Source organism: Paenibacillus sp. sgz302148 (assembly GCF_056120465.1).
In genome coordinates, this window is sequence record NZ_JBVYOJ010000012.1 from 184,701 (window position 1) to 205,296 (window position 20,596).

Genomic DNA, 20,596 nt, shown 5'->3' on the forward strand with positions numbered 1-20,596 from the left:
CATTCCACTATCTGGATTTTCGGTTCACTACGACGGGCACTGAAAAAGCTCAACACAATGTCCTATCGTATGTAAAACTTAAGTCCTACTATAATGATATACCATAAATCCGAATTAACGTCTTCATTATATCTTTAATTATCGGTTTTGTAAATAATGAATATATCTTATTCTTAGAAACGACATAAGTTGAATATACCTGCATTCTAAATAGAAGGAAAAATCCGCCAAGCTTCCCGGGCGGATTTTGTTCTATATGTTTATACGTCCCCTACCGCAGCGGATGAAAGCTCATCATTGCGCGGAGCGGTCGATTGTCTCTCGACCAATTCGACGGGAACCTTGACCCGGTGAAGATCCGTTTCGCCGGTTTCGATTTTGCTTAGTATAAGCTCTGCTGCCGTACGTCCGATCTCATAGTTGTTCTGTATGACGGTCGTTAACGGAATTTCCACGTGCTGCGATATTTCATGATTGTCGAACCCCGCTATCGACAGCTCGTCAGGGATGCTGACGCCGAGGTCCAAGGCTGTTCTCACAATATCTACCGCCAGTAAATCGTGTTCGGCCTGAATGGCCGTTACTCCTTGCTGCAGCATATCTTTTACCAGATTGAGATAGAACGACTGTTTCTCCGGCGAATAAATTTTAGCAGAGAAATCGGTTACAACGATACTGGAATCTATAGGCAAACCATGATCTCTAAGTGCCTTGCAGTATCCAAAATATCGGTCGCGGACGGAGCTTCGGTATTCGATGCTGACGCTGGAAACAAATGCGATTCGTTCGTGGCCAAGCTCGATCAGCTTGCTTGCTACCTCGTACCCCCCGGCAAAGTTGTCCGAAACGACGCTATCGAGCCGGATGCTGTCAAAATATTGGTCGATCGTCACCAGCGGGTAGTCGTTCAGATGCAGCGCATTGATGATCTCGATGTTGCCGATCGTGCTAAGCGGATACAAAATGATACCCACGAACCCCTGCTTTGGCAGCCGGGTCAGCAGCTCCTTCTCCTTGTCTTTGCTCCAATCGGTCGAGTGAATGCTTAGATAGTACCCTCTGGACTCCAGTAGATCCGAAGCGCCGCGAATGTAATCGAGAAGTGTGTTCGTAGCCATGTAGGGCAGTATCATCGAAATAATATTTTGAGCGCCTTGGACAGAGGTTTCCGCAAGCACTTGGTCGCTTTCCTCGCGCCGCTTGACGAAACTGCCGCTGCCGCGCTTCCGATAAATCAAACCGTCCCGCTCCAGCTCAATCAGCGCCCGCTTCGAAGTGATCCGGCTGACGCCGAACTGCTCCGCGAGCTCCACTTCCGTCGGGATTTGCTGCTCTGGAAGGTATTCGCCATTTTCGATTTTTTGTTTTAAATGATCGAAAATAACCGCATAAAGCGGTTTGTTTTCCATTTGCACCCTAAATTCACATCCAGTTCTGTCATTGTCGGCACTTAAGATATACTCAATCCCGCCAAACGATTTACTACTATTGTAAATAAAATATATCAAAGTTACAAGTGGTGCTTGAGTATTAATTATTTCCCCTATTTTTTCTAAGGATTAACTGTTTTGGATGAATCGATTTGTCGGTTTGGTGTGGTGTGTTCTTTTCGCTTCAGGCCAAAGCCTCATGGAGGTTTGCTTTTCGTATGTATATCGTTAGAATGAGTTTCGTTTCCGGGATGATTACTTTGGACGCTCTCGACCTTTTGTCGATATCCCCCTCGCTCAGGAGAGTAGTGGCAGTCGTCCCTTTTGTCGATATCCCTCTCACTCAGGAGGGTGACAGTCTTCTCCTTTTGCCGATATCCCTTTCGCTCAGAATGGTGGTAGAAATCGCGCTCTTTTATCGATATCCCCCTCACTCAGGAGGGTAATGGCATTCGTGCTCTTTTGTCGATATCCCCTTCGCTCAGAATGATGATGGAAATCGTGCCCCTTTGTCGATATCCCTTTCACTCAGAATGGTTTTAGAAAACGCGCCCTTTTGTTCGATATTCCTATCATTCAGGCTTAAAATTTTTCACTGCTGTATTGATTGCGGTTCAACATTTTATCTCCAAAAAATAATCATAGGCTCACAAACCAAAGCAGTGAGTTTAAAAACAAAGCTTGAAACAGGAACACTCGTTTGATATAATTAATGCAAACATTTGTTCTTATCTTGGAAAAAGGAGGGGTGTGCCATTGCATCAAATGACCTTCGAGGACTTCGTAATTCATTTCGATACAGAAGAGACTTGCGTGAAGGCTTTATATGCCATGAGATGGCCAAACGGGTTTCAATGCCCCCGCTGTCATCATCAATGCGCTTATGTCATTTCCACCCGCAAAGTCCCTTTATTTGAATGCAAGGCTTGCAAGAAGCAAACCTCGATAATATCCGGTACTGTGATGGAAGGTAGCCGCATCTCCTTACGCCAGTGGTTTCAAGCCATATATCTGCATGCTCAGCCGAACAGTGTGAACGCAACTCAATTATCTTTAATCATTGGCGTTACTTATAAAACAGCCTGGCTCATATGTCATAAGCTTCGCTTTGCCATGACTCAAACAGAATCTTCAGAGCTTCTGACAGGGCTCGTTCGAGTTTCTGAAGCCATTTACGCCAAAAGATTAGTACCCCATCTAAATTGGCATGACCAGGAGCAACCTCTTCTCATCGGATCTTCGGAAGGCGAGAGTGGAGCGATCATTCGAATCAAGATCGAAAAGCAAGCGAAGGAAACGATGCAGAGCCGTTACGCAGCTTTTACAGTGGATCGGTTTATTCGTCGCCATGTTATGCCCGAGGCTGCGGCTGGCGTTTCTGTAACTCGACGCATCGGACGCAACGTTAATCGTACGCTTATTTATGTTGCCCAAGACGCCGAAACCTGGTTAGCACGTTTGTTCCTAGGCATCGGAAGCAAACATCTGCAAGCTTATCTAAATCAATACTGCTTCATGTTTAACCATGACAAAAACTCCATGTTCGGCGATCTTCTTCGCAGCTGCGTCAGTTCTCCTACTATTACTTATCCTTGTCTCATCGGACGTCGCACAGTATCGAATATTTCACATCTCCCGGTTGCCTCATAGCAAATATTCGGTCAGATCACCGGTATGATGTTGTGAATGCGTTATTTCCAGTTCAAGCTCGAAGTACTCTTTCATTACATGCATATAACTTACCTCCATCCCCAACCTGAGCGAACGGGATATCGACAAAAGGCGGAATTTGCGCGATACGAAGCTTCGGACTAACTAAGGACGGATTTTGAGCGTTACGAGGCTTCAGACCGACAAAAGGCAGAATTCGCTCGATACGAAGCTTCGGACTGACATAAGGCGGAGTTTGCGCGATACGAAGCTTCGGACTGACAAAAGGCGGAATTTGCTCGATACGAAGCTTCGGACCGACAAAAGGCGGAATTTGCTCGATACGAAGCTACGGACCGACATAACGAGGATCTTCAGCAAAACGTGAAAAAGAGCCAAAAGCGGCTCTTCTCCTCGTTAATCCTATGATTTGCGTCCTTCGACGATATCGTTGTAATAAGCGTCAAGCTCAATCGGCTTGCCTTGGTTCAAACGCGACTCCTCAGCGGCAAAAGCCATCAGATGGCTGCGTACCGAAGCCGAAGCCGACGATAAGCCTTCTTGACCGTCGTAGTTGCGCACCTCCCGCAGGAAGCTGCGGACGATCTCTTGATCGCCGCCGCCATGGCCGTCAATCGGCGCATTCACGCGGATGGTCGTTTCCTCTTTCGACACGAAGTCGTAAATCGAAAACTCGTTATGCTCCATGTTGCCGCGAATTTCGCCTTTGGTGCCCATGATTTGCATGATGCGCGTATTGTCGCGCGTAAAACCGCACATGCTGAACATCGCCGTTGCGCCGCTCTCGAACTCCATGTTGACGACCTGATGGTCGACGACGTTATTGTCGCTGCGGTATACACACCGGCCGTAGTCGTTCGTGCGCAGCGCCTCCAGTACGCCCTCGCGGCTGTTGTCTAGCGTAAACTTGCGTGCCCAGCCCCGGCCTTCGCCCAAATAATAGCGCGGCGCATAATATTGGCACGAAGCTTCCGCAGGGCAACCGTCCAGACAGCGGGCCGGCGCGCCTTTCGGCGCATTTTGCTCGTTGAAATGCATGAGCGATCCGAAGGAGCTGATCCGCTTGCACGGCTCGTCCATGATGTAGGCGAGAATGTCCATGTCATGGCACGACTTTGCCAAGATCATCGGGCTCGATTCGTCGGAATTGTTCCAGTTTCCGCGCACGAAGCTGTGCGACATATGCATGTTGCCGACATTTTCGTTCAGCTGGATCGATACGATTTTACCGATACGGTCTTCATTAATAACGCGTTTCACCGCCGACCAGAACGCCGTATAGCGAAGAACATGGCAAATCGTAAGCATGCGGTTATGCTTTTTCGCGGCCAGCTCCATCTCCACGCATTCCTTCGGATCAGGAGACATCGGCTTCTCCAGCAGCACGTGGTAGCCCAGCTCCAATGCTTTTAACGTTGGCTCGTAGTGCATCCGGTCCTGCGTGCAAATGATCGCGATATCCGCGAGCTTCGGCTGGGAAAGCACATCTTCCCAGTTGGCATAAGCTTTGTCCCTGCTAAGACCTTGCGACTGGATGAACGCTTCGCGGCGTTCCTCATTCGGCTCTGCGAGCGCGACAAACTCAAGCTCGTGCGGGTAATTGACCGCATAAGGCGCATAAGCGCGTGCGCCACGGTCGCCTGCTCCCAGCAGAATGGCGGTTATTTTATCCATATTTCTCTCTCCCCATGTATAGATGTTATCTCTGTCTAGCGATTATTTCGAACCGGTAAGCGCAATGCCTTCAATAAACGAACGTTGGAACACGAGGAATATGACGATCATCGGCCAAATCGCCAGGATCGAGCCCGCCATCAGGATCGTGTAGTCCGTGCCGTGTTCCCCTTGCAGCGAAGCGAGACCTGCGGAAAGCACCATTTTGTCAGGCGATGTATTGACAATGAGCGGCCACATCAAATCATTCCAGGACCAAAGGATCGTGAAGATCGCCAGTGCGATCAAGCCCGGTTTTGCGAGTGGCAGCATGATCTGCCAGAACGTGCGGAACGTACTGCATCCGTCTAGTTTAGCGGATTCCTCAAGCTCTTTCGGCAGCGTCATAAAAAATTGCCGGAGCAGGAATGTGCCGAATGCGCTGAACAATCCAGGAACGATGAGCGCTTGCAGTGAGTTGAGCCAACCCAGATTTTTCATGATCATATACTGCGGAATAAGAAACACTTGGCCTGGCACCATCAATACCGACAGCGCAAGAAGGAAGAAGAAATTGCGTCCAGGAAACTCAATGCGAGCAAAGGCATAAGCCGCCAGCGAGCATATTACGACTTGACCTATCGTCTTGAAAATGGTCGTAATGATCGTATTCCAATAAAACGTGTAAAACGGCAGGTTCACGAAAACCTTCGAATAGTTGGACCATTTGAACGATTCCGGGAAGATGACCGGGGGAATTGCCGTCGATTCTCCCAACGTTTTGACCGAGGTCAGAAACATCCATATAAACGGCACAACCATGATGGCGGCGCCAATGATTAACAATATATGAATAACCGCCGCCTTGCCCGGCGTATTTTTATGCACATTCGCACTCATACGGCTGCCTCCTTATTCATAGTGAACCCATCTTTTCTGAAGCTTCATTTGCACATACGTTACCGCAAGAATGATGACGAACAATACGACGGCGATGGCCGAAGCGTAGCCCTTCATATTTTGCATGAACGCATATTTATAGAACAGATAAACAACCGATTGCGTAGAATCGATAACGATGTTGCCGACCATCATGAAAATCAGGTCAAACACTTGGAACGCACCGATCAGCGACATGACCGCTACGAAGAAAATCGTCGGCGTAAGCAGCGGCAGCGTGATGCGGAAAAACTTATAAAACGCGCCCGCTCCGTCAATCGAAGCCGCCTCGTAATACGACGAAGAAATACCTTGCAGACCGGACAATAAAATAATCATGTTGTGCCCAATCGAGCTCCAAATCGCAACGATGATCACCGAGTACAAAGCAAACTTAGGATCGGTAAGCCAATGTGGGCCGCTAATGCCGATTTTGCTCAAACCGTAGTTCAACAACCCGTAATCGGAGTTATAAAGCCATTTCCAAACCATCGCCACAGCCGCTGGCATCGTAACGACGGGCAAAAAGTACAACGTACGATAAACGGTCAAGCCGCGAATTCGCTGATTCAGCAGCACAGCGACGAGTATCGAAATAAATATGCCGACCGGCACGGTGAAAATAATATAGATCAACGTATTTCGAAATGCTTTGAGCAGGTTCGTATCCGTCAGCAGCTTCTCGTAGTTGTTTATCCCGGACCATTTGTAATTGCCGAACGCGCCCCATTCGGTAAACGAATAAAAAAACGTCTGAAATACCGGCCACACATAAAATATGATTAGCCCCAGCATCAGAGGCGCGATCATCAAGTAGCCCCACATCATATCCGAGCGTCGCATTTTGCTGCTCTTCGCTCTTTTGCCCGCTACTGTGCTCACCTTTATTCACCCTCTCGCGTGTTTCTATCCGATGTTCATAAAAGAGATCGGCCCTGCTCGATTAGAGAGGGCCGCATTTCGTTCTGGTTTACTGCTCGGCAGCTAGCGCCTCGTTCATTTTACGTCCTAGCTCTTTCATGACGTCTTCGACTTTCGCCTCGCCTGTCCAAGCTTTTTTCAGTTCTTCTTCCTCGTAGGTATTCCATACGGAAGTATCTTTGGATACCGGATAAGGAGAAGCGTAAGCCAGTTGATCGATAAATACTTTAGCGTCTAATGTAGGAAAAGCCGCAAGCCAGCTTGTTTCGCCACCTTTGTATGCCGGAATCGCTCCGCCCGCTTTGCCGGCAATTTCAGCCGCTTCTTTGGAGCCAAGGTATTTAATGAACTCCCAAGCTTCTTTCGGATGCTTCGATTTTGCGGACATGACATGGCCTAAACCGTGAAGCACGACACCTTGTTTTTTACCTTTTGGCAGAGCTGCTACACCGACGCTGTCTTTGATCGTGTCAACCTGCATCAAGTCGCCAGCGGCCCAGGATCCGTCATAGTACATCGCCAATTTGCCGGATTTGAACAGGTCGGCCGCGCTTGTTTCCGTGAGCTGCGCGAGTGTCGGCGATACTTTGTGCACGTTGATCATGTCGGTCAGGAATTTAATGCCTTCTATCGCTTCCGGTTTGTCATAACCGGATGTTTTCTTGTCATCGGAAATAATAAATCCGCCTGCTTGCAGAATCGTATTATAGTAGTATTCTTGGCCGTATTGCATTGCCGCAAAGCCGTATACGCCTTTGGAAGAGTCGGTCAGCTTTTTCGCCGCATCGACAAGCGTATTCCAATCCCATGTTCCATCCGGATATTTTACGCCTTTTTCATCGAACAATTTTTTGTTGTACCAGAGTCCGATCGTGTCATAATCTTTTGGAATGCCGTAGTTTTTGCCGTTAAGGCTGTACAAATCGACAAGCGCTTTAGGGTAATTGTTCATGTCGACGTTGTCGGTTTTAATATTTTCGGTCAAGTCTGCCAACATGTCGTTTGCCGCGTATTTAACGATATGAGGCCCGTTCATCCAGAACACGTCCGGCAGCGTATCGCCGGTTGCGGCTGTTTCCAGCTTGGTCCAATATTGCTTGTACGGCGTATTCTCCAGTTTGACCTCGATGTTCGGATGGGAGTCGTTAAATGCTTTGACAACCGGCTCCATCGTATTCAAGCCCCAACCGCCATAAGTGATCGTTACTTTTTCTGTGGAGCCGCCTTTGCCGCCATCCGTGGAGCTATTGTCAGTTGCGTTATCTTTAGCGCCTCCGCAAGCAGCGAGAGCAACCGTCATGACCGCAGCCATCGAGATCATGCTTAATTTTTTTGCCTTTGCCATGTTCATTTCCCCCTAAATTTCAAAATTCATGCCACTACAGTATTCATTCCTAAATCAATGCCTCATTATTCGACCGATTACATAGCCAGGGGTGTGCCCCGGCAACTGGTACAACCACCTCCTTCGATAAGATCCAACATCCGACTCTTCATAAGACTCTTCATCATCGCAACATCCAACTTTCGCTTTGGCGCCAATTTTGGACAACGTTATCCAAGAATCGAAAAAAATATAGGAATTGGGCCCGGCAGCCCCTCTAAACCGATTAGCTTCTTGTAAAAGTTGAGGACTGCCGAACAATTAACTCGTAAGGTAAAAGTACTTTGGGCGTTAGCGGGTAGTGCCCCTGCAATTGATCGAACATCGTTTTGGCGGCTACGGCACCGATCTCGTATTTCGGAACATGAACCGAGGACAATGGCGGAGACGTATACTGCGCCAGTTCGATATTGTCCATCGCAACGAAGGCGATGTCTTCAGGAATACGCTTCCCTTGTTCGATGACGGCGCGCATGGCCGGTATCGCTAGCAGATCGCTTGCCGAGAACATTGCGGTCGGTAACTGGTCTGCTGGAAATTGCTGCAGCATTGCGGTCATTTGCTCGTAGCTCTGATCGACAATCCAGGCCGTATCGATAATCCAGGCTTTGTTCAGAGGAATTCCCGCTTCGTACAAAGCAAACTTATAGCCTAGGAAGCGCTCCTCGCTCTCCAGCTTCTTCGTATGCCCGAATCCGCCGATAAAGCCGATTTGCCGATGCCCCTGATCGAGCAAATGCTCGACTGCCGCTTTTGCCCCGGAAATGCGATCGTAATCGATCACGGCAATCCCGTCACCCGTTGTGCTAATGCCGACTACGGCAATTTGGCATTGCTTCAAGTAATCGATAATCGATTGACTCACCCAGCCGATGATCATGACGCCGTCGACGCGGATATCTTGCCCGATTCGATGCAGCGCGGCTTCGTCAGCCAATTCATCTGCGGTATGAATGAAGGAGATGGAATAGCCCGCCTCGATCATCTTCTTGTTGAAACCGTTAAGTATCGGCGAGAAATATGGATGCTCGTCTCTCAAATGAGCGCCGGCAACGATGCAGCCGATTTGTTTCGTTGTTTTTCTGCCCTGTTCTTTCTCGTTGCGAACGAGCCGGCGGGCGGATTCGTTCGGCTCGTAGCCTAACTCGCGAACCGCTTGCCATACTTTCGTTTTTGTTTCCGCATTGATATGTCTGCTCGTATCGTTGTTGACCACGCGTGAAACGGTTGAAACGGATACTCCGACATGCTGTGCGACATCTTTCAACGTTGGCAAACCTAGTGCAGCCCCTTTAATCATCAGTTTATGACTGCGTCAGCGATAAACGCCATTCAATCGTATCCAACTTTTCACATCTTGGCAACCCGATAAACGAGATTGTACATCCGCCATCATGCTGGGCGTTATCCAAATGTATGTCCAAACTTTAGCCAAACTTTATCCAAACATATGTCCAAAGAATATCCAAACGTTATCCTGATTTCATATTACTCTGCGTAAACTGAAATGTCAACGCTTTCATAATTCCAAATAAAGGACGAAACTGTTCCCAGAAATGCAAAAAGACCCCGTTTTGAGGACGGGGCCTTACCCTATTATCTTAGATTAATGCAAAGTGCTTGCCGACGCGTTCTAGCTTATCCAACGCAAAATCAAGGTCGTCTTGGCTATGGTTCGCCGTAATAATCAGTCTAACCCGGCCTTTATCTATCGCAACAGTCGGATAGACGATACCTTGTGCGAAAATACCTTCCGCGAGCAGCTTATCGGAAAATTCCATCGAACGGGCCGGCGTGCCGACGATAATCGGAATAATCGGCGTTTCGCTTGCTCCCGTATCGAATCCTAGCTTCTGCAGCTTGTCGCGGAAATAATTCGTGTTGCTCCAGAGCCGCTCCGTCAGCTCCGGGCTTTTCTTCAGCACGCGAATCGCAGCAAGGCAAGTCGCTGCAACCGCCGGCGGCTGCGACGTGCTGAACAGGAACGAACGCGCTTTATGAATCATCACATCTTTCAGCAGCTGCGAGCCTGCAAAGTAACCGCCGACCGCGCCGATCGCCTTGGACAGGGTGCCGACTTGGATATGAACGCGGCCATGCAGGTTGAAATGATCGGTCGAGCCTTTGCCGTTGCGGCCAAGGACGCCGCTCGCATGGGCGTCATCGACGTAAACGATGGCGTCGTATTTCTCGGCGAGCTCGACGATTTGCGGCAGCGGTGCGATATCGCCGTCCATGCTGAATACGCCGTCCGTCACAACGACGCGGGAGCGGAACGAGCCGCTTTCCTTCAGCCGCTGCTCGAGCTGGTCAAGATCCTTGTGCGCATAGATTTTGCGGTTCGCCTTCGTGAGGCGAATCCCGTCAATGATGCTCGCATGGTTCAATTCGTCGCTGATGACGACGTCGTCCGGACCAAGAATGGAACCAAGAATCCCTTGGTTCGTCGTAAAGCCGGACTGGAACACCAGCGTCGCTTCCGTTCCTTTGAACGCGGCGAGCTCGCGTTCCAGCTCATCGTGGATACGAAGCGTACCGGTAATCGTACGGACAGAACCGCTGCCGACACCGTAAGTTTCGATCGCTTCGATCGCTGCTTTTTTCAGCTCGGGATGATTCGTCAAACCCAAATAGTTGTTTGACGACATCTGCAGCACTTTGCGGCCGTTCAGCTCCATCCAAATGTCCGATCCGCTGTCCCATACGGTCAGCGGCCGGTATCTGCCTTCCGCTTTGAGCTGATCCAGCTCCGGCTTGAGATAATCGAAATTCGCCATCATAAATACCTCGCTTATTCGGGAATTATTCGTGTACAAATACGATTTTGCCGCATTGGCCGGATTTCATCAGCTCGAATGCTTCTTCGAATTTGTCTAAAGTGAATTTGTGCGTGACAAGTCCGTCCAGATTTAATCTTCCGGAGTCCAGCAACCCTTTCATCTGGTACCAGGTCTGATACATGCGGCGGCCGGTAATCCCTTCGACGCGAATGCCCTTGAAGATGATGTGACGGGCAAGGTCGAGCGAAACTTCTTTCGTCGGGATGCCGAGCAGGGATACGCGAGCCGCATTGGCTGCCGCTTCGAAGCCGTCGCGAATGGCAGCCGGATGTCCGGACATTTCCAGCACGACTTCCACGCCTTCTCCGTTCGTGTGCGAGCGCACCGCTTCGACCATCGGCGTCTCCGCGCTGTTGATGAGCACGTCCGCTCCGAAATGTTTCGCCAACTCAAGGCGGTACGGATTAATGTCGACGGCGATAATCGTGCCGGCCCCGCATGCCTTCGCAACTGCGATCGCCATCAGCCCGATGGCTCCGGTGCCGATGACGGCAACGGATTTGCCGACGATGTCGCCGGACAGCACCGTCTGCACGGCATTGCCGAGCGGATCCTGCAGACAGGCGAGCTCGAACGGCATATCCGGCCGGTTATGGATGACGTTGCTCGCCGGCAATACGGCGAATTCGGCGAAGCAGCCTGGCGCCGAAATGCCGAAGCTGCGCGTGTTCGGGCATACGTGGGCGTTTCCGGTCCGGCATGCGCGGCAATATCCGCAAACGATGTGGCCTTCGCCGGAGACATGGTCGCCTACCTTCACGTTCGCCACGTCCGAACCGACGGCTTCAACGATGCCGGCAAATTCGTGCCCGAATACGTTCGGGGTCACGACGGCGGATTCCGCCCAGGCATCCCAATTATAAATATGCAGATCGGTTCCGCAAATCGAAGTCGCTTTCACGCGAACGAGCACTTCGTGCGGCTTAATGACCGGCACAGGAACTTCGCGATACTCGGCTCCCGGTCCCCGGTTAGCTTTGACAAGACCTAACATCGTTTTTTGTTCCATGAAAAGGACCACCTTTAACAAAGAAGATTATGTTTATACGTCATATTATACATATGTATGTTATATCGCACAATAGGTTGCTTATTTTCTTCTTTTCCGGTACAATTCCATCAAAATCCCGATGTTTAGGTTACCCATCTGCCTCCCAACTATGCCGTATATAATATATTATACAAAAGTACATCTTATTGTACATAGCATTCGTTTATTTTCGTACACGAAAATCGTTCCGTTCGGTATAATGGTTGAAGGAAAGGTTAAGTCAAGGAGGAGCAATGGAACACATTCATAAAAAAGTCGGAAAAAACATGCAATCGATCCGCAAAGCCCGCGGACTCAGCCTGGACCAAGTCGCCGAGCTGACCGGCGTCAGCAAAGCGATGCTGGGCCAAATCGAACGGGGCGATTCCAATCCGACCATTTCGGTATTGTGGAAAATCGTCAACGGGCTGCGGATATCCTTCACCTCGCTGATCGAAGAGGACGAACCGAAAATTTCGGTTATCGAGGCGGATCAGTTGGAGCCTTTCTTGGAGCAAGAAGGCAATTATCGCGTTTACCCGATGTTTCCGTTCGACCAGCGCAAGGGCTTCGAAATTTATACCGTGCAAATGGATCCCGGCTGCAGCCATACGTCCGAGCCGCACAACGAAGGGGTCGAAGAATATATTATCGTCAACAGCGGCCTGCTGGACATTACGATTAACGGCGAAGTGTACAGCATCAAAGCGGGCAATGCCATACACTTCTCGGCCGATCAGCCTCACTCGTATCATAACGGCACGGATGATGTCATCTCATATACGACTCTGATCCATTATCCGGGATAAAACGAACAGCCTTGATTCTGCAAATGCAGAGCCAAGGCTGTTTTTTGATTCAAATCAAGCATGTGCAAAAGAATCCGAAATCCGCAGCAGCTCGTTCCTGCCTGAAACATACGTCTCGGCGTTCGTGTATAGCCGCGGTACTCGCTTGCCGACTTGGCAAACGATCTCGTATCCGATCGTCCCGGTCAACGAAGCCAGGTCATCGGCGGACAATACTATGCCTGCCGATTGACCGAACAAGACGACTTCTTCGCCTGGCTCGATGTCGGGCACGCCCGTTACGTCAAGCATCACCTGATCCATGCATACGTTGCCCACGAGCGGCACTTTGCGGCCGCGGATCAGCGCGCAGCCTCTGTTCGACAACAGCCGCGGCAATCCGTCCGCGTATCCGACCGGAATCGTCGCGATCAAGCTGTCGCGTTCCGTCGTATACGTGCAGCCGTACCCGATCGGCGTGTTCGGGCTAAGCCGCTTAAGCGACGCAATGCGCGAACAGAATTGCATCGCCTGGCGGAGCGGCTTTACCCGCTCGCTCATCGCCGGCGACGGCGAAAGCCCGTATAAGCTGATGCCGACGCGCACCATATCGAGGTGCATATGCGGATATCGAAGCGTCCCCGCGCTGTTACAGCAATGCCGGATCGGGAATGTGATCCCATGCTCATCCAGCGAGCGAACTACCTGCATAAACCGTTCGAACTGCAGCTCGGTAAACTTCGCGTCTTCATTGTCGGCATCGGCGAAGTGCGTGAATATGCCTTCGACGACGACGTAGGATGACGCTTTGGCTTTCATGGTAAGCGATATCGCCTCTTCTTCCGAAGTAACGCCGACCCGCGACATGCCCGTGTCGATTTTTAAATGAATGCGAGCCTGGCGTTTCAATCGTTCTGCGCATTCGATAATTTCTTTCATGACGTCATCGGTAAACACCGTCAACGTAACATTGTGCCGAATCGCGGCTTCCACGGACTGTGGCGGGGTGTAGCCAAGCAGAAGGATCGGGCTCGTAATCCCGGCCTCTCTCAGCTGCACCGCTTCGTCCAGAAATGCGACGCCCAGCATACCCGCTCCGGCGCCGATAGCCGTCCGGGCAACCTCAACCGCGCCATGCCCGTAGCCGTCGGCTTTCACGACGGCCATCATCCGGGTGGAGTCAGCCAATTGCCCGAGAAACCATCGCGTGTTATGCTCGATCGCGTCCAGCGAAATTTCCGCCCATGTATTGCGATAACCTACCGCATGCATCGGCTTGATTTTATGAACCGACGGCGATTTTCTCCATCGCCTGTTCAACCAGAACATAGTTGTAGCCTAAGTCGCGGGCAACCGCTTCGTACGTGATCTCGCCACCGGCAACGTTGACGCCGAGCGCAAGCGCGCGATTGTTCCGAACCGCTTGGCGCACGCCTTGGTTCGCGATTTGCAGCGCATATGGAACAGTCGCGTTCGTCAGTGCGATCGTCGAGGTGCGCGGAACCGCCCCAGGCATGTTGGCTACCGCATAATGCACGACGCCATGCTTCACATACGTCGGATTATCGTGCGTCGTAATCCGGTCGACCGTTTCGAAAATACCGCCTTGGTCAATGGCGACGTCGATGATGACCGAACCCGGCTGCATCGATTGGATCATTTGCTCCGTTACGAGCTTCGGCGCTTTGGCGCCAGGAATCAATACCGCGCCGATAACGAGATCGGATTCGGCAACCGCTTCGGCGATATTATAAGGATTGGACACAAGCGTGTTCACTTGGGATCCGAAAATATCGTCCAGCTGACGAAGCCGCTCTGCGCTCAAGTCCACGATCGTAACGTCCGCGCCAAGCCCTACGGCGATTTTCGCCGCATTCGTGCCGACAACGCCGCCGCCGACAATCGTAACTTTGGCACGTCTGACTCCGGGAACGCCGGCCAGCAAAATACCTTTGCCGCCATGCGGCTTTTCCAGGAACTGCGCGCCGATCTGCGCCGACATCCGGCCAGCCACTTCGCTCATTGGCGTGAGCAATGGCAGCGTACGGTTGACCTCAACCGTTTCATAAGCAATTGCGGTTACGCCTTTTTGCGTTAACGCGCGTGCCAGCTCCGGCTCCGCCGCAAGATGCAAATAAGTGAACAGAATCATACCTTCGCGAAAATATCCATATTCCGACTCAAGCGGCTCCTTTACCTTCATGACCATCTCGGCTCTTGCCCATACTTCCGATGCTTGTTCGACGATCTCCGCTCCCGCTTTGGCATAATCTTCATTCGTAAATCCGCTGCCGCCGCCGGCGTTCGTTTCAACCAGTACCTGATGTCCTGCTTTTACAAAAGCGACAACGCCTGCAGGCGTAATGGCAACGCGGTTCTCATTGTTTTTGATTTCCTTTGGTACTCCGATTAACATTGCGGTTTCCCCCTTGGTTTCGTCGTAAATCATATTCCAAATTATAAGGGTGAAAACGCTTTTTCGCTTTGTCCGGAATCCAGAAAAAAACAACCCGCCCTTGTGAAATTTCACAAACGGGGGGTTGCGAGAGCGTACTGCGCCACCTTGAATTCAAGGTACAGCGTAACTTTCTGATCCATATCGTTAATATCTATGCCGCCGATTTCGGCGATCCGCTTCAGCCGATAATTGAGCGTATTCGTATGAACATGCAGCGCTTCGGCAGCTGCCTTCATGTTGCTGTCGCAGCGAAGAAACACGTCAAGCGTGTGCAGCAAATCGCCGCTATGCTCCGCATCATACTCACGCAGCTTTTGCAAGCTGCGGTTTTCGTAAGGATGATGACGCTTCTCCTCGGCGATGGCCGGCATATAGCGGTAGTACCCCAGCTCCGTATAATCGAAAGCGGAATGCGTCTCCTCTGGAAAGCTTTTTTTGATCGACAGCACAGCGAGTGCTTCCTGATAGCTTCTTTCCACCATAGTATAGTCGGTGTACGGGCTGCCGCCGCCCTCCAATGCCGGAGCCGCCCCGAACCTGCTCTTCATTTGGCGGACCAGCTTGGCGAATTCCTCGCGGTATTCGTCCTTCGTCCCCCGTCCGGCCAGAGGCGCCGCCAGGAGAATGAGCCGGTTGCGGTCGGTGACGGTCAGAACGATGCGAACATGCTGAGCTGTTTTAATCGTATATTGAATTTGCTGATACAGCTTTACGCTGATTTCTTCATCAAATTGCATCACGATAACTTGAAACACGGAAGGAAATTGCATTCCCAGTTTGTCCGCTTTATCTCGTATCGCTTCATTTGTTTTCAAGTGTCCGGTCAGCAGCTGCCAGAAAAAATCCGAATAGCCCTGCTCTTCCTTGCGCTTTTGCATTTGCAGCTGGAGCAGCATCGTTTTGGCCGCTTCCGCCGCTTTATTCAAATAACCGATCGCATGATCGTCCAGCCGGTTATGTTCTTCCAAGACCCAGATGTAGCCGAGAATGTCGGTTTGTTTACGAATGGCAACAGCCACTCTGTCTCCAAGACCGACGTCATGTATTGCCGAAATGCGCAGCGGCTCGTTTTTTTCCACCAGTTGCTGAATGATGCCGTCGCGCCACAATGCGCTGATCACCTTCTCCGGAACGCGCCGTCCGATTATGGTTGCGATGCGGGCCGGGTCGGTTTGCGGATCGTGGGTACTGTAGGCGACCAGCTTGTGGCTGGCGTCCTCAATCGTAACCGGGCATTTCAACACTTCGCTGATCGTATCGGCGAGTGTCTCCAAGCTGTCGAAATGGCGTTCGAACGGATTTTTTTCCATATTCATGGGTACGTGCTCCTCGGACGGTTCGTTCCTTGCTGCAAAATTCATATATATTTTACCACGTTTGCCGTCCATCGTGACTGAATTGTGAAAATATACGAAACGAGCCCCAAACTTTTAGAGATTTCAACAAAACGATAGGCAAAAAAATGTGATACGATCGTTCCACAAGTTTTTGATTACCTTATCGTATGCCGTCTCATGAATCTTATGCAATTTTCGCCGTTTAAAAAGAAAGCGATTTCATCTAACTTCACAAGGGGGAACATGCAAGATGAAAAAAACGGAACAAGTCGAATTGCAACGAGGGCTTAGTCAACGTCACATTTCATTAATGTCTCTTGGCGCTGCGATTGGCGTAGGTTTGTTTCTCGGCTCCGCTTCGGCCATCAAGATGGCTGGCCCTGCAATTCTGCTCGCCTATTTGCTCGGGGGCGTCGCTATCTTCTTTATTATGCGCGCACTAGGCGAAATGGCCGTGCAAAATCCGGTAGCCGGTTCGTTCAGTCGTTACGCACGCAATCATATGGGGCCGGTCTTCGGTTATTTAACAGGTTGGAATTATTGGTTCTTATGGGTCGTCACCTGCATGGCGGAAATTACGGCCGTCGGAATTTATATGGAATATTGGTTCCCCGGATCGCCACGTTGGATGTGGGCGCTCGCAGCGCTGGTCATCATGAGCCTCGTCAATCTGATGGCCGTCAAAGCTTATGGTGAATTGGAGTTCTGGTTTGCGCTTATCAAAATCGTAACCATCGTCCTTATGCTTGTCGTAGGCATCGCAATGATCGTCTTCGGTTTCGGCAACGGCGGCGTAGCGGTAGGGATCAGCAACTTGTGGTCGCATGGCGGTTTCTTTGCAAACGGTTACAGCGGTGTGCTCATGTCACTTCAAATGGTCATGTTCGCCTACCTAGGCATCGAAATGATCGGCGTAACCGCCGGCGAGGTGCAAAATCCGAAGAAAACGTTGGCAAGAGCGATCGATTCCGTATTCTGGCGCATTCTGATTTTCTATGTCGGCGCATTGTTCGTGATCATGTCGATCTATCCTTGGACGGAAATCGGCCAAACCGGCAGTCCGTTCGTCATGACATTCGAAAAAATCGGCATTCCCGGCGCAGCGGGCATTATCAACTTTGTCGTGCTGACCGCCGCATTATCTTCGTGCAACAGCGGGATCTTCAGCACCGGACGGATGCTGTACAATCTGGCGCAGCAAGGCGAAGCACCTGCCGACCTTGGCAAAATCAGCCGCAGAGGCGTGCCGGGCAAAGCAGTCATTGTTTCCGCAGCAGCACTGCTCGTTGGCGTCGTACTGAACTATTTTGTTCCGGGCAAAGTATTTACCTGGGTAACAAGCATCGCTACATTCGGCGCGATTTGGACGTGGGCGGTTATCCTCATCTCCCAAATCCGCTACCGCAAAGGCTTGTCGGCCGGCGAAAAAAAATCGCTCGTCTACAAAATGCCTTGGGCGCCTTACAGCTCTTACGCAACGCTTGCATTCCTGGTGCTTGTCATCGGACTGATGGCCTACTTCCCGGATACGCGCATTGCGCTGATCGTTGGTCCGGTGTGGTACGGGATTCTGATCGCCTTCTACTATGGCAAAGGATTACACCGCAAAGGTAAGCTGGTCGACCCGGTTACGCCGGAATCCCCGGATCATTCGGATCGCGGCTCGCTCCACTCCGAACGTTCTGCAGTGTAACATTTCGAGAGGTTAAAATAATATAGAGGAATTGCCGCGACAATGTCATGGCAGCTTTAAATCGCGGGATCATTGAGCCTCGGGTTATGGGGATATCGGCTGAATTTAGTCGATATCTCTTAACTCAGGCTCTTTTTTATTCTGTCGATATTCCCTTCGCTCAGTTTGGATACGCCTCTTATATCGATACCCTTTTGCTTAGTTTGGGATGTCTCTTTTGCCGTTATCCCTTTCGCTCAGTTGAGGATACGCCTCTTTTGTCGATATCCCCTTCGCTCAGTTTGGATACGCCTCTTATATCGATACCCTTTTGCTTAGTTTGGGATGTCTCTTTTGCCGTTATCCCCTTCGCTCAGTTTGGGATGTCTCTTTTGCCGTTATCCCTTTCGCTCAGTTGAGGATACGCCTCTTTTGTCGATATCCCCTTCGCTCAGTTTGGATACGCCTCTTTTGTCGATATCCCTTTCGCTCAGTTTTGGATACGCCTCTTTTGTCGATATCCCCTTCGCTCAGGTGAGGAAAGTACGGTATTGATTTATCAATTATGGAATATATCGTTTCATCAGATCTAATCTGAATAATCGCCAACTTCCTAAATTATTGCTTACCGGTCCTTTAAAAATTGTTATGGAGATCGAGAATTTTTAAGATATAAATCATTACTGAAGTCTATTCCTGCTTAGCATCTGATCACCTAGTAAAGGATATCACCACTATGGATATGAAACTATACAATAGATGTCGACTTCTTGAAAAGGGGATTCTGCACCACAAGCATGATTTTCAGGATCAGGATTTCTCGCGACAATTTTTCTCCCTCCTGAGCGAAGGGGATTTCGACAAAAGCAAATGGACCGGAAAACAACAACTACACGGGAGGCAGCCAGGAGGGTTGAAATAATCTTACTAAACGGGAGTTTGTAGAATACCCTTGATCAGGGAATCACTTTCACGGATTCAACTATTCATCCGATCCATCGTCCATCAACTCGCGGAGAAAGAATTGGCGGTTCTCTAAAAATCTGCGGGTAATTTGGTAGTGGGACGTTTCCTCATACCGAATTTCGGACACCGGCGATTCGTCAAAATTGAATATTTGCGCATCCGGGTATCCGAGTAGAATCGGAGAATGCGTCGCGATGATGAATTGCGCTTCATGCCGCAATTCGTGTAGGATGCTTAACAACGCCAGCTGTCTTGCAGGAGATAAAGCCGCTTCCGGCTCGTCCAGCAAAGTAGATGCCTTTGCCGCCGAAACGATGCTTGAACAGCGACAGGAACGATTCGCCGTGCGATTGCTCATGCAGCGACTTTCCGCCATACGGCCGATAAATGTTGTATCGTTCACCCGGCATATCTTCCGCCATTTGATCCAAATACGACGCAAAACTATAAAACGATTCTGCCCTCAAAAAGAAACCATGCTTCATGCGGGGCAACCAGGAAAGGCGTAGATGATCGCCTAGTGCAGCCCCTGCTGAACGTACCTCGTATTTATTGTTTACGCTCCCGCCCGCCGTGTTGAAATCACATTGATAAGCGATCGCTTCGAGCAGCGTAGACTTTCCCGAACCGTTCTCCCCAACGAAAAAGCGACGTTACCGCGAAATGTAATCCTTTCGGTATCTCGAAGAGCTGGAACGTTGAAAGGATACGCGTTATGAGACGGCATATTTTCCCGGAGAATCTTAATTTCTCTCAAATACACGTTACATCCCTCCGAAATACGGATTTATTCGTGATATTTGCAAGCAACCGTCATCTTCATTCGGCGCGAGTGTACGATTTCGATTTCTTTGCCCAGCAGGTTCAGCAGCTCCGAACGAAAAATCCCCGAAAGTCGCACGGACACTTTGCTGCCGTCCGCTTGAAGGAGCGTTGCTTTATTGGAGTCTCCGCCAAAGCGTCCCGGGTGAAACGAAATGAGCTTCCCTTGGATCGTGCGGTAATCTTTGCGAACGGCATCGATGATCGCAATAATGACGAGTGCAACCGTCACGGCCGCTATGGCGATAAATAAAATCGAAGACAAAATGCTGCCGCTCCGAAACGAAGTAATTAGCGCGATGCCGACGGCAACCAGAACTAAGAAACCGACGACGATAAAATTCGGCAGCACCGGCTTCACTTCAATGCTTTGCATGGTCTTACCCCTTCCATGTACAAGTCGATACTGCTACTATCATACCATAAAAGAGTTGATTCCGCCTTGATGAGCGGGGATATCGGCAATGTACATTGTTTTAGCTATCCGATCGGATTGAAGTGTGCTGGGGTTATACAAGCGTCGTTAGTTCGATGAATGCTGAGTTGTCACTTTATAGGACTGCATTGATCGGTTACTATTTATAGGGGAGTATAGGGAAGTAATCGATAAATGCCGATGCGATTCTTGGAAGATGCAATAAAAAAGTTTACAGCAAAAAAAAAAGCTCGGAGCACCGGTACTCTG

16 protein-coding genes are annotated in these 20,596 nt (G+C 50.2%); 3 read left to right on the plus strand and 13 right to left on the minus strand.

Going from position 1 to position 20,596, the window contains the following annotated elements:
* Nucleotides 1–260: 260 nt before the first annotated feature.
* Nucleotides 261–1,409 (minus strand): GntR family transcriptional regulator, encoded by a 1,149-nt coding sequence (locus tag AC0LWM_RS19085; protein WP_474676633.1) that lies wholly within the window; start codon nt 1,407–1,409, stop codon nt 261–263.
* Between the two features lie 786 nt (nt 1,410–2,195).
* Between AC0LWM_RS19085 and AC0LWM_RS19090 the strand changes: the two genes are divergently transcribed.
* Nucleotides 2,196–3,080, plus strand: coding sequence for a transposase (locus tag AC0LWM_RS19090; protein WP_474676634.1), 885 nt, complete (start codon nt 2,196–2,198; stop codon nt 3,078–3,080).
* 423 nt (nt 3,081–3,503) lie between these two features.
* Here the strand turns inward: AC0LWM_RS19090 and AC0LWM_RS19095 are convergent, their stop codons facing one another.
* The 7 genes from AC0LWM_RS19095 to tdh form a co-directional block, all read right to left on the minus strand.
* The gene (locus AC0LWM_RS19095) at nt 3,504–4,775 is read right to left on the minus strand and encodes a Gfo/Idh/MocA family protein (RefSeq protein WP_474676577.1); all 1,272 of its coding nucleotides are present in this window, start codon (nt 4,773–4,775) and stop codon (nt 3,504–3,506) included.
* A gap of 42 nt (nt 4,776–4,817) precedes the next feature.
* Nucleotides 4,818–5,654 (minus strand): carbohydrate ABC transporter permease, encoded by an 837-nt coding sequence (locus AC0LWM_RS19100; protein WP_474676578.1) that lies wholly within the window; start codon nt 5,652–5,654, stop codon nt 4,818–4,820.
* Nucleotides 5,655–5,666: 12 nt separating this feature from the next.
* Nucleotides 5,667–6,536, minus strand: coding sequence for a carbohydrate ABC transporter permease (locus AC0LWM_RS19105; protein WP_474676635.1), 870 nt, complete (start codon nt 6,534–6,536; stop codon nt 5,667–5,669).
* Nucleotides 6,537–6,663: 127 nt separating this feature from the next.
* Nucleotides 6,664–7,959 (minus strand): ABC transporter substrate-binding protein, encoded by a 1,296-nt coding sequence (locus AC0LWM_RS19110; protein WP_474676579.1) that lies wholly within the window; start codon nt 7,957–7,959, stop codon nt 6,664–6,666.
* Between the two features lie 265 nt (nt 7,960–8,224).
* Nucleotides 8,225–9,274 (minus strand): LacI family DNA-binding transcriptional regulator, encoded by a 1,050-nt coding sequence (locus tag AC0LWM_RS19115; protein ID WP_474676580.1) that lies wholly within the window; start codon nt 9,272–9,274, stop codon nt 8,225–8,227.
* 325 nt (nt 9,275–9,599) lie between these two features.
* Nucleotides 9,600–10,775: a glycine C-acetyltransferase gene (locus AC0LWM_RS19120; protein ID WP_474676581.1), complete on the minus strand. Its 1,176-nt coding sequence runs from the start codon at nt 10,773–10,775 to the stop codon at nt 9,600–9,602.
* 25 nt (nt 10,776–10,800) lie between these two features.
* Nucleotides 10,801–11,847, minus strand: coding sequence for an L-threonine 3-dehydrogenase (tdh, locus tag AC0LWM_RS19125; protein ID WP_474676582.1), 1,047 nt, complete (start codon nt 11,845–11,847; stop codon nt 10,801–10,803).
* A 275-nt stretch (nt 11,848–12,122) separates the two neighbouring features.
* Here tdh and AC0LWM_RS19130 point away from each other — a divergent pair, with 275 nt between their 5' ends.
* Entirely contained in the window at nt 12,123–12,677 is a 555-nt protein-coding gene (locus AC0LWM_RS19130) for a helix-turn-helix domain-containing protein (RefSeq protein WP_474676583.1), read from the plus strand.
* A 54-nt stretch (nt 12,678–12,731) separates the two neighbouring features.
* Here the strand turns inward: AC0LWM_RS19130 and alr are convergent, their stop codons facing one another.
* The 3 genes from alr to AC0LWM_RS19145 all read right to left on the minus strand — a co-directional run bounded on the left by alr (nt 12,732) and on the right by AC0LWM_RS19145 (nt 16,430).
* Complete coding sequence (alr, locus tag AC0LWM_RS19135; RefSeq protein ID WP_474676584.1) at nt 12,732–13,985, minus strand: alanine racemase; 1,254 nt, start codon at nt 13,983–13,985, stop codon at nt 12,732–12,734.
* A complete protein-coding gene (gene ald, locus AC0LWM_RS19140) occupies nt 13,939–15,072 on the minus strand; it encodes an alanine dehydrogenase (RefSeq protein ID WP_474676585.1) in 1,134 nt (377 codons plus the stop codon). The genes alr and ald overlap by 47 nt, the downstream gene beginning before the upstream one ends.
* Before the next feature lie 110 nt (nt 15,073–15,182).
* Nucleotides 15,183–16,430, minus strand: coding sequence for a PucR family transcriptional regulator (locus tag AC0LWM_RS19145; RefSeq protein ID WP_474676586.1), 1,248 nt, complete (start codon nt 16,428–16,430; stop codon nt 15,183–15,185).
* A gap of 271 nt (nt 16,431–16,701) precedes the next feature.
* Here AC0LWM_RS19145 and AC0LWM_RS19150 point away from each other — a divergent pair, with 271 nt between their 5' ends.
* Nucleotides 16,702–18,144, plus strand: a complete 1,443-nt coding sequence (locus tag AC0LWM_RS19150; protein WP_474676587.1) for an amino acid permease — start codon at nt 16,702–16,704, stop codon at nt 18,142–18,144.
* Between the two features lie 961 nt (nt 18,145–19,105).
* On the opposite strand, the gene AC0LWM_RS19155 is transcribed toward AC0LWM_RS19150, so the two are convergent.
* Both AC0LWM_RS19155 and AC0LWM_RS19160 read right to left on the minus strand, forming a co-directional pair.
* Complete coding sequence (locus tag AC0LWM_RS19155; RefSeq protein WP_474676588.1) at nt 19,106–19,492, minus strand: AAA family ATPase; 387 nt, start codon at nt 19,490–19,492, stop codon at nt 19,106–19,108.
* 384 nt (nt 19,493–19,876) lie between these two features.
* Nucleotides 19,877–20,287: a hypothetical protein gene (locus tag AC0LWM_RS19160; RefSeq protein WP_474676589.1), complete on the minus strand. Its 411-nt coding sequence runs from the start codon at nt 20,285–20,287 to the stop codon at nt 19,877–19,879.
* Nucleotides 20,288–20,596 lie beyond the last annotated feature (309 nt).

Bases quoted from the DNA above. Each gene is read 5' to 3' on its own strand.
- AC0LWM_RS19160 (WP_474676589.1), bottom strand. From the start codon at position 20,287: ATGCAAAGCATTGAAGTGAAGCCGGTGCTGCCGAATTTTATCGTCGTC.
- AC0LWM_RS19150 (WP_474676587.1), top strand. From the start codon at position 16,702: ATGAAAAAAACGGAACAAGTCGAATTGCAACGAGGGCTTAGTCAACGT.
- AC0LWM_RS19145 (WP_474676586.1), bottom strand. From the start codon at position 16,430: ATGAATATGGAAAAAAATCCGTTCGAACGCCATTTCGACAGCTTGGAG.
- AC0LWM_RS19130 (WP_474676583.1), top strand. From the start codon at position 12,123: ATGGAACACATTCATAAAAAAGTCGGAAAAAACATGCAATCGATCCGC.
- AC0LWM_RS19110 (WP_474676579.1), bottom strand. From the start codon at position 7,959: ATGGCAAAGGCAAAAAAATTAAGCATGATCTCGATGGCTGCGGTCATG.
- AC0LWM_RS19095 (WP_474676577.1), bottom strand. From the start codon at position 4,775: ATGGATAAAATAACCGCCATTCTGCTGGGAGCAGGCGACCGTGGCGCA.
- ald (WP_474676585.1), bottom strand. From the start codon at position 15,072: ATGTTAATCGGAGTACCAAAGGAAATCAAAAACAATGAGAACCGCGTT.
- tdh (WP_474676582.1), bottom strand. From the start codon at position 11,847: ATGGAACAAAAAACGATGTTAGGTCTTGTCAAAGCTAACCGGGGACCG.
- AC0LWM_RS19120 (WP_474676581.1), bottom strand. From the start codon at position 10,775: ATGGCGAATTTCGATTATCTCAAGCCGGAGCTGGATCAGCTCAAAGCG.
- alr (WP_474676584.1), bottom strand. From the start codon at position 13,985: ATGTTCTGGTTGAACAGGCGATGGAGAAAATCGCCGTCGGTTCATAAA.
- AC0LWM_RS19090 (WP_474676634.1), top strand. From the start codon at position 2,196: ATGACCTTCGAGGACTTCGTAATTCATTTCGATACAGAAGAGACTTGC.
- AC0LWM_RS19105 (WP_474676635.1), bottom strand. From the start codon at position 6,536: ATGCGACGCTCGGATATGATGTGGGGCTACTTGATGATCGCGCCTCTG.
- AC0LWM_RS19100 (WP_474676578.1), bottom strand. From the start codon at position 5,654: ATGAGTGCGAATGTGCATAAAAATACGCCGGGCAAGGCGGCGGTTATT.
- AC0LWM_RS19085 (WP_474676633.1), bottom strand. From the start codon at position 1,409: ATGGAAAACAAACCGCTTTATGCGGTTATTTTCGATCATTTAAAACAA.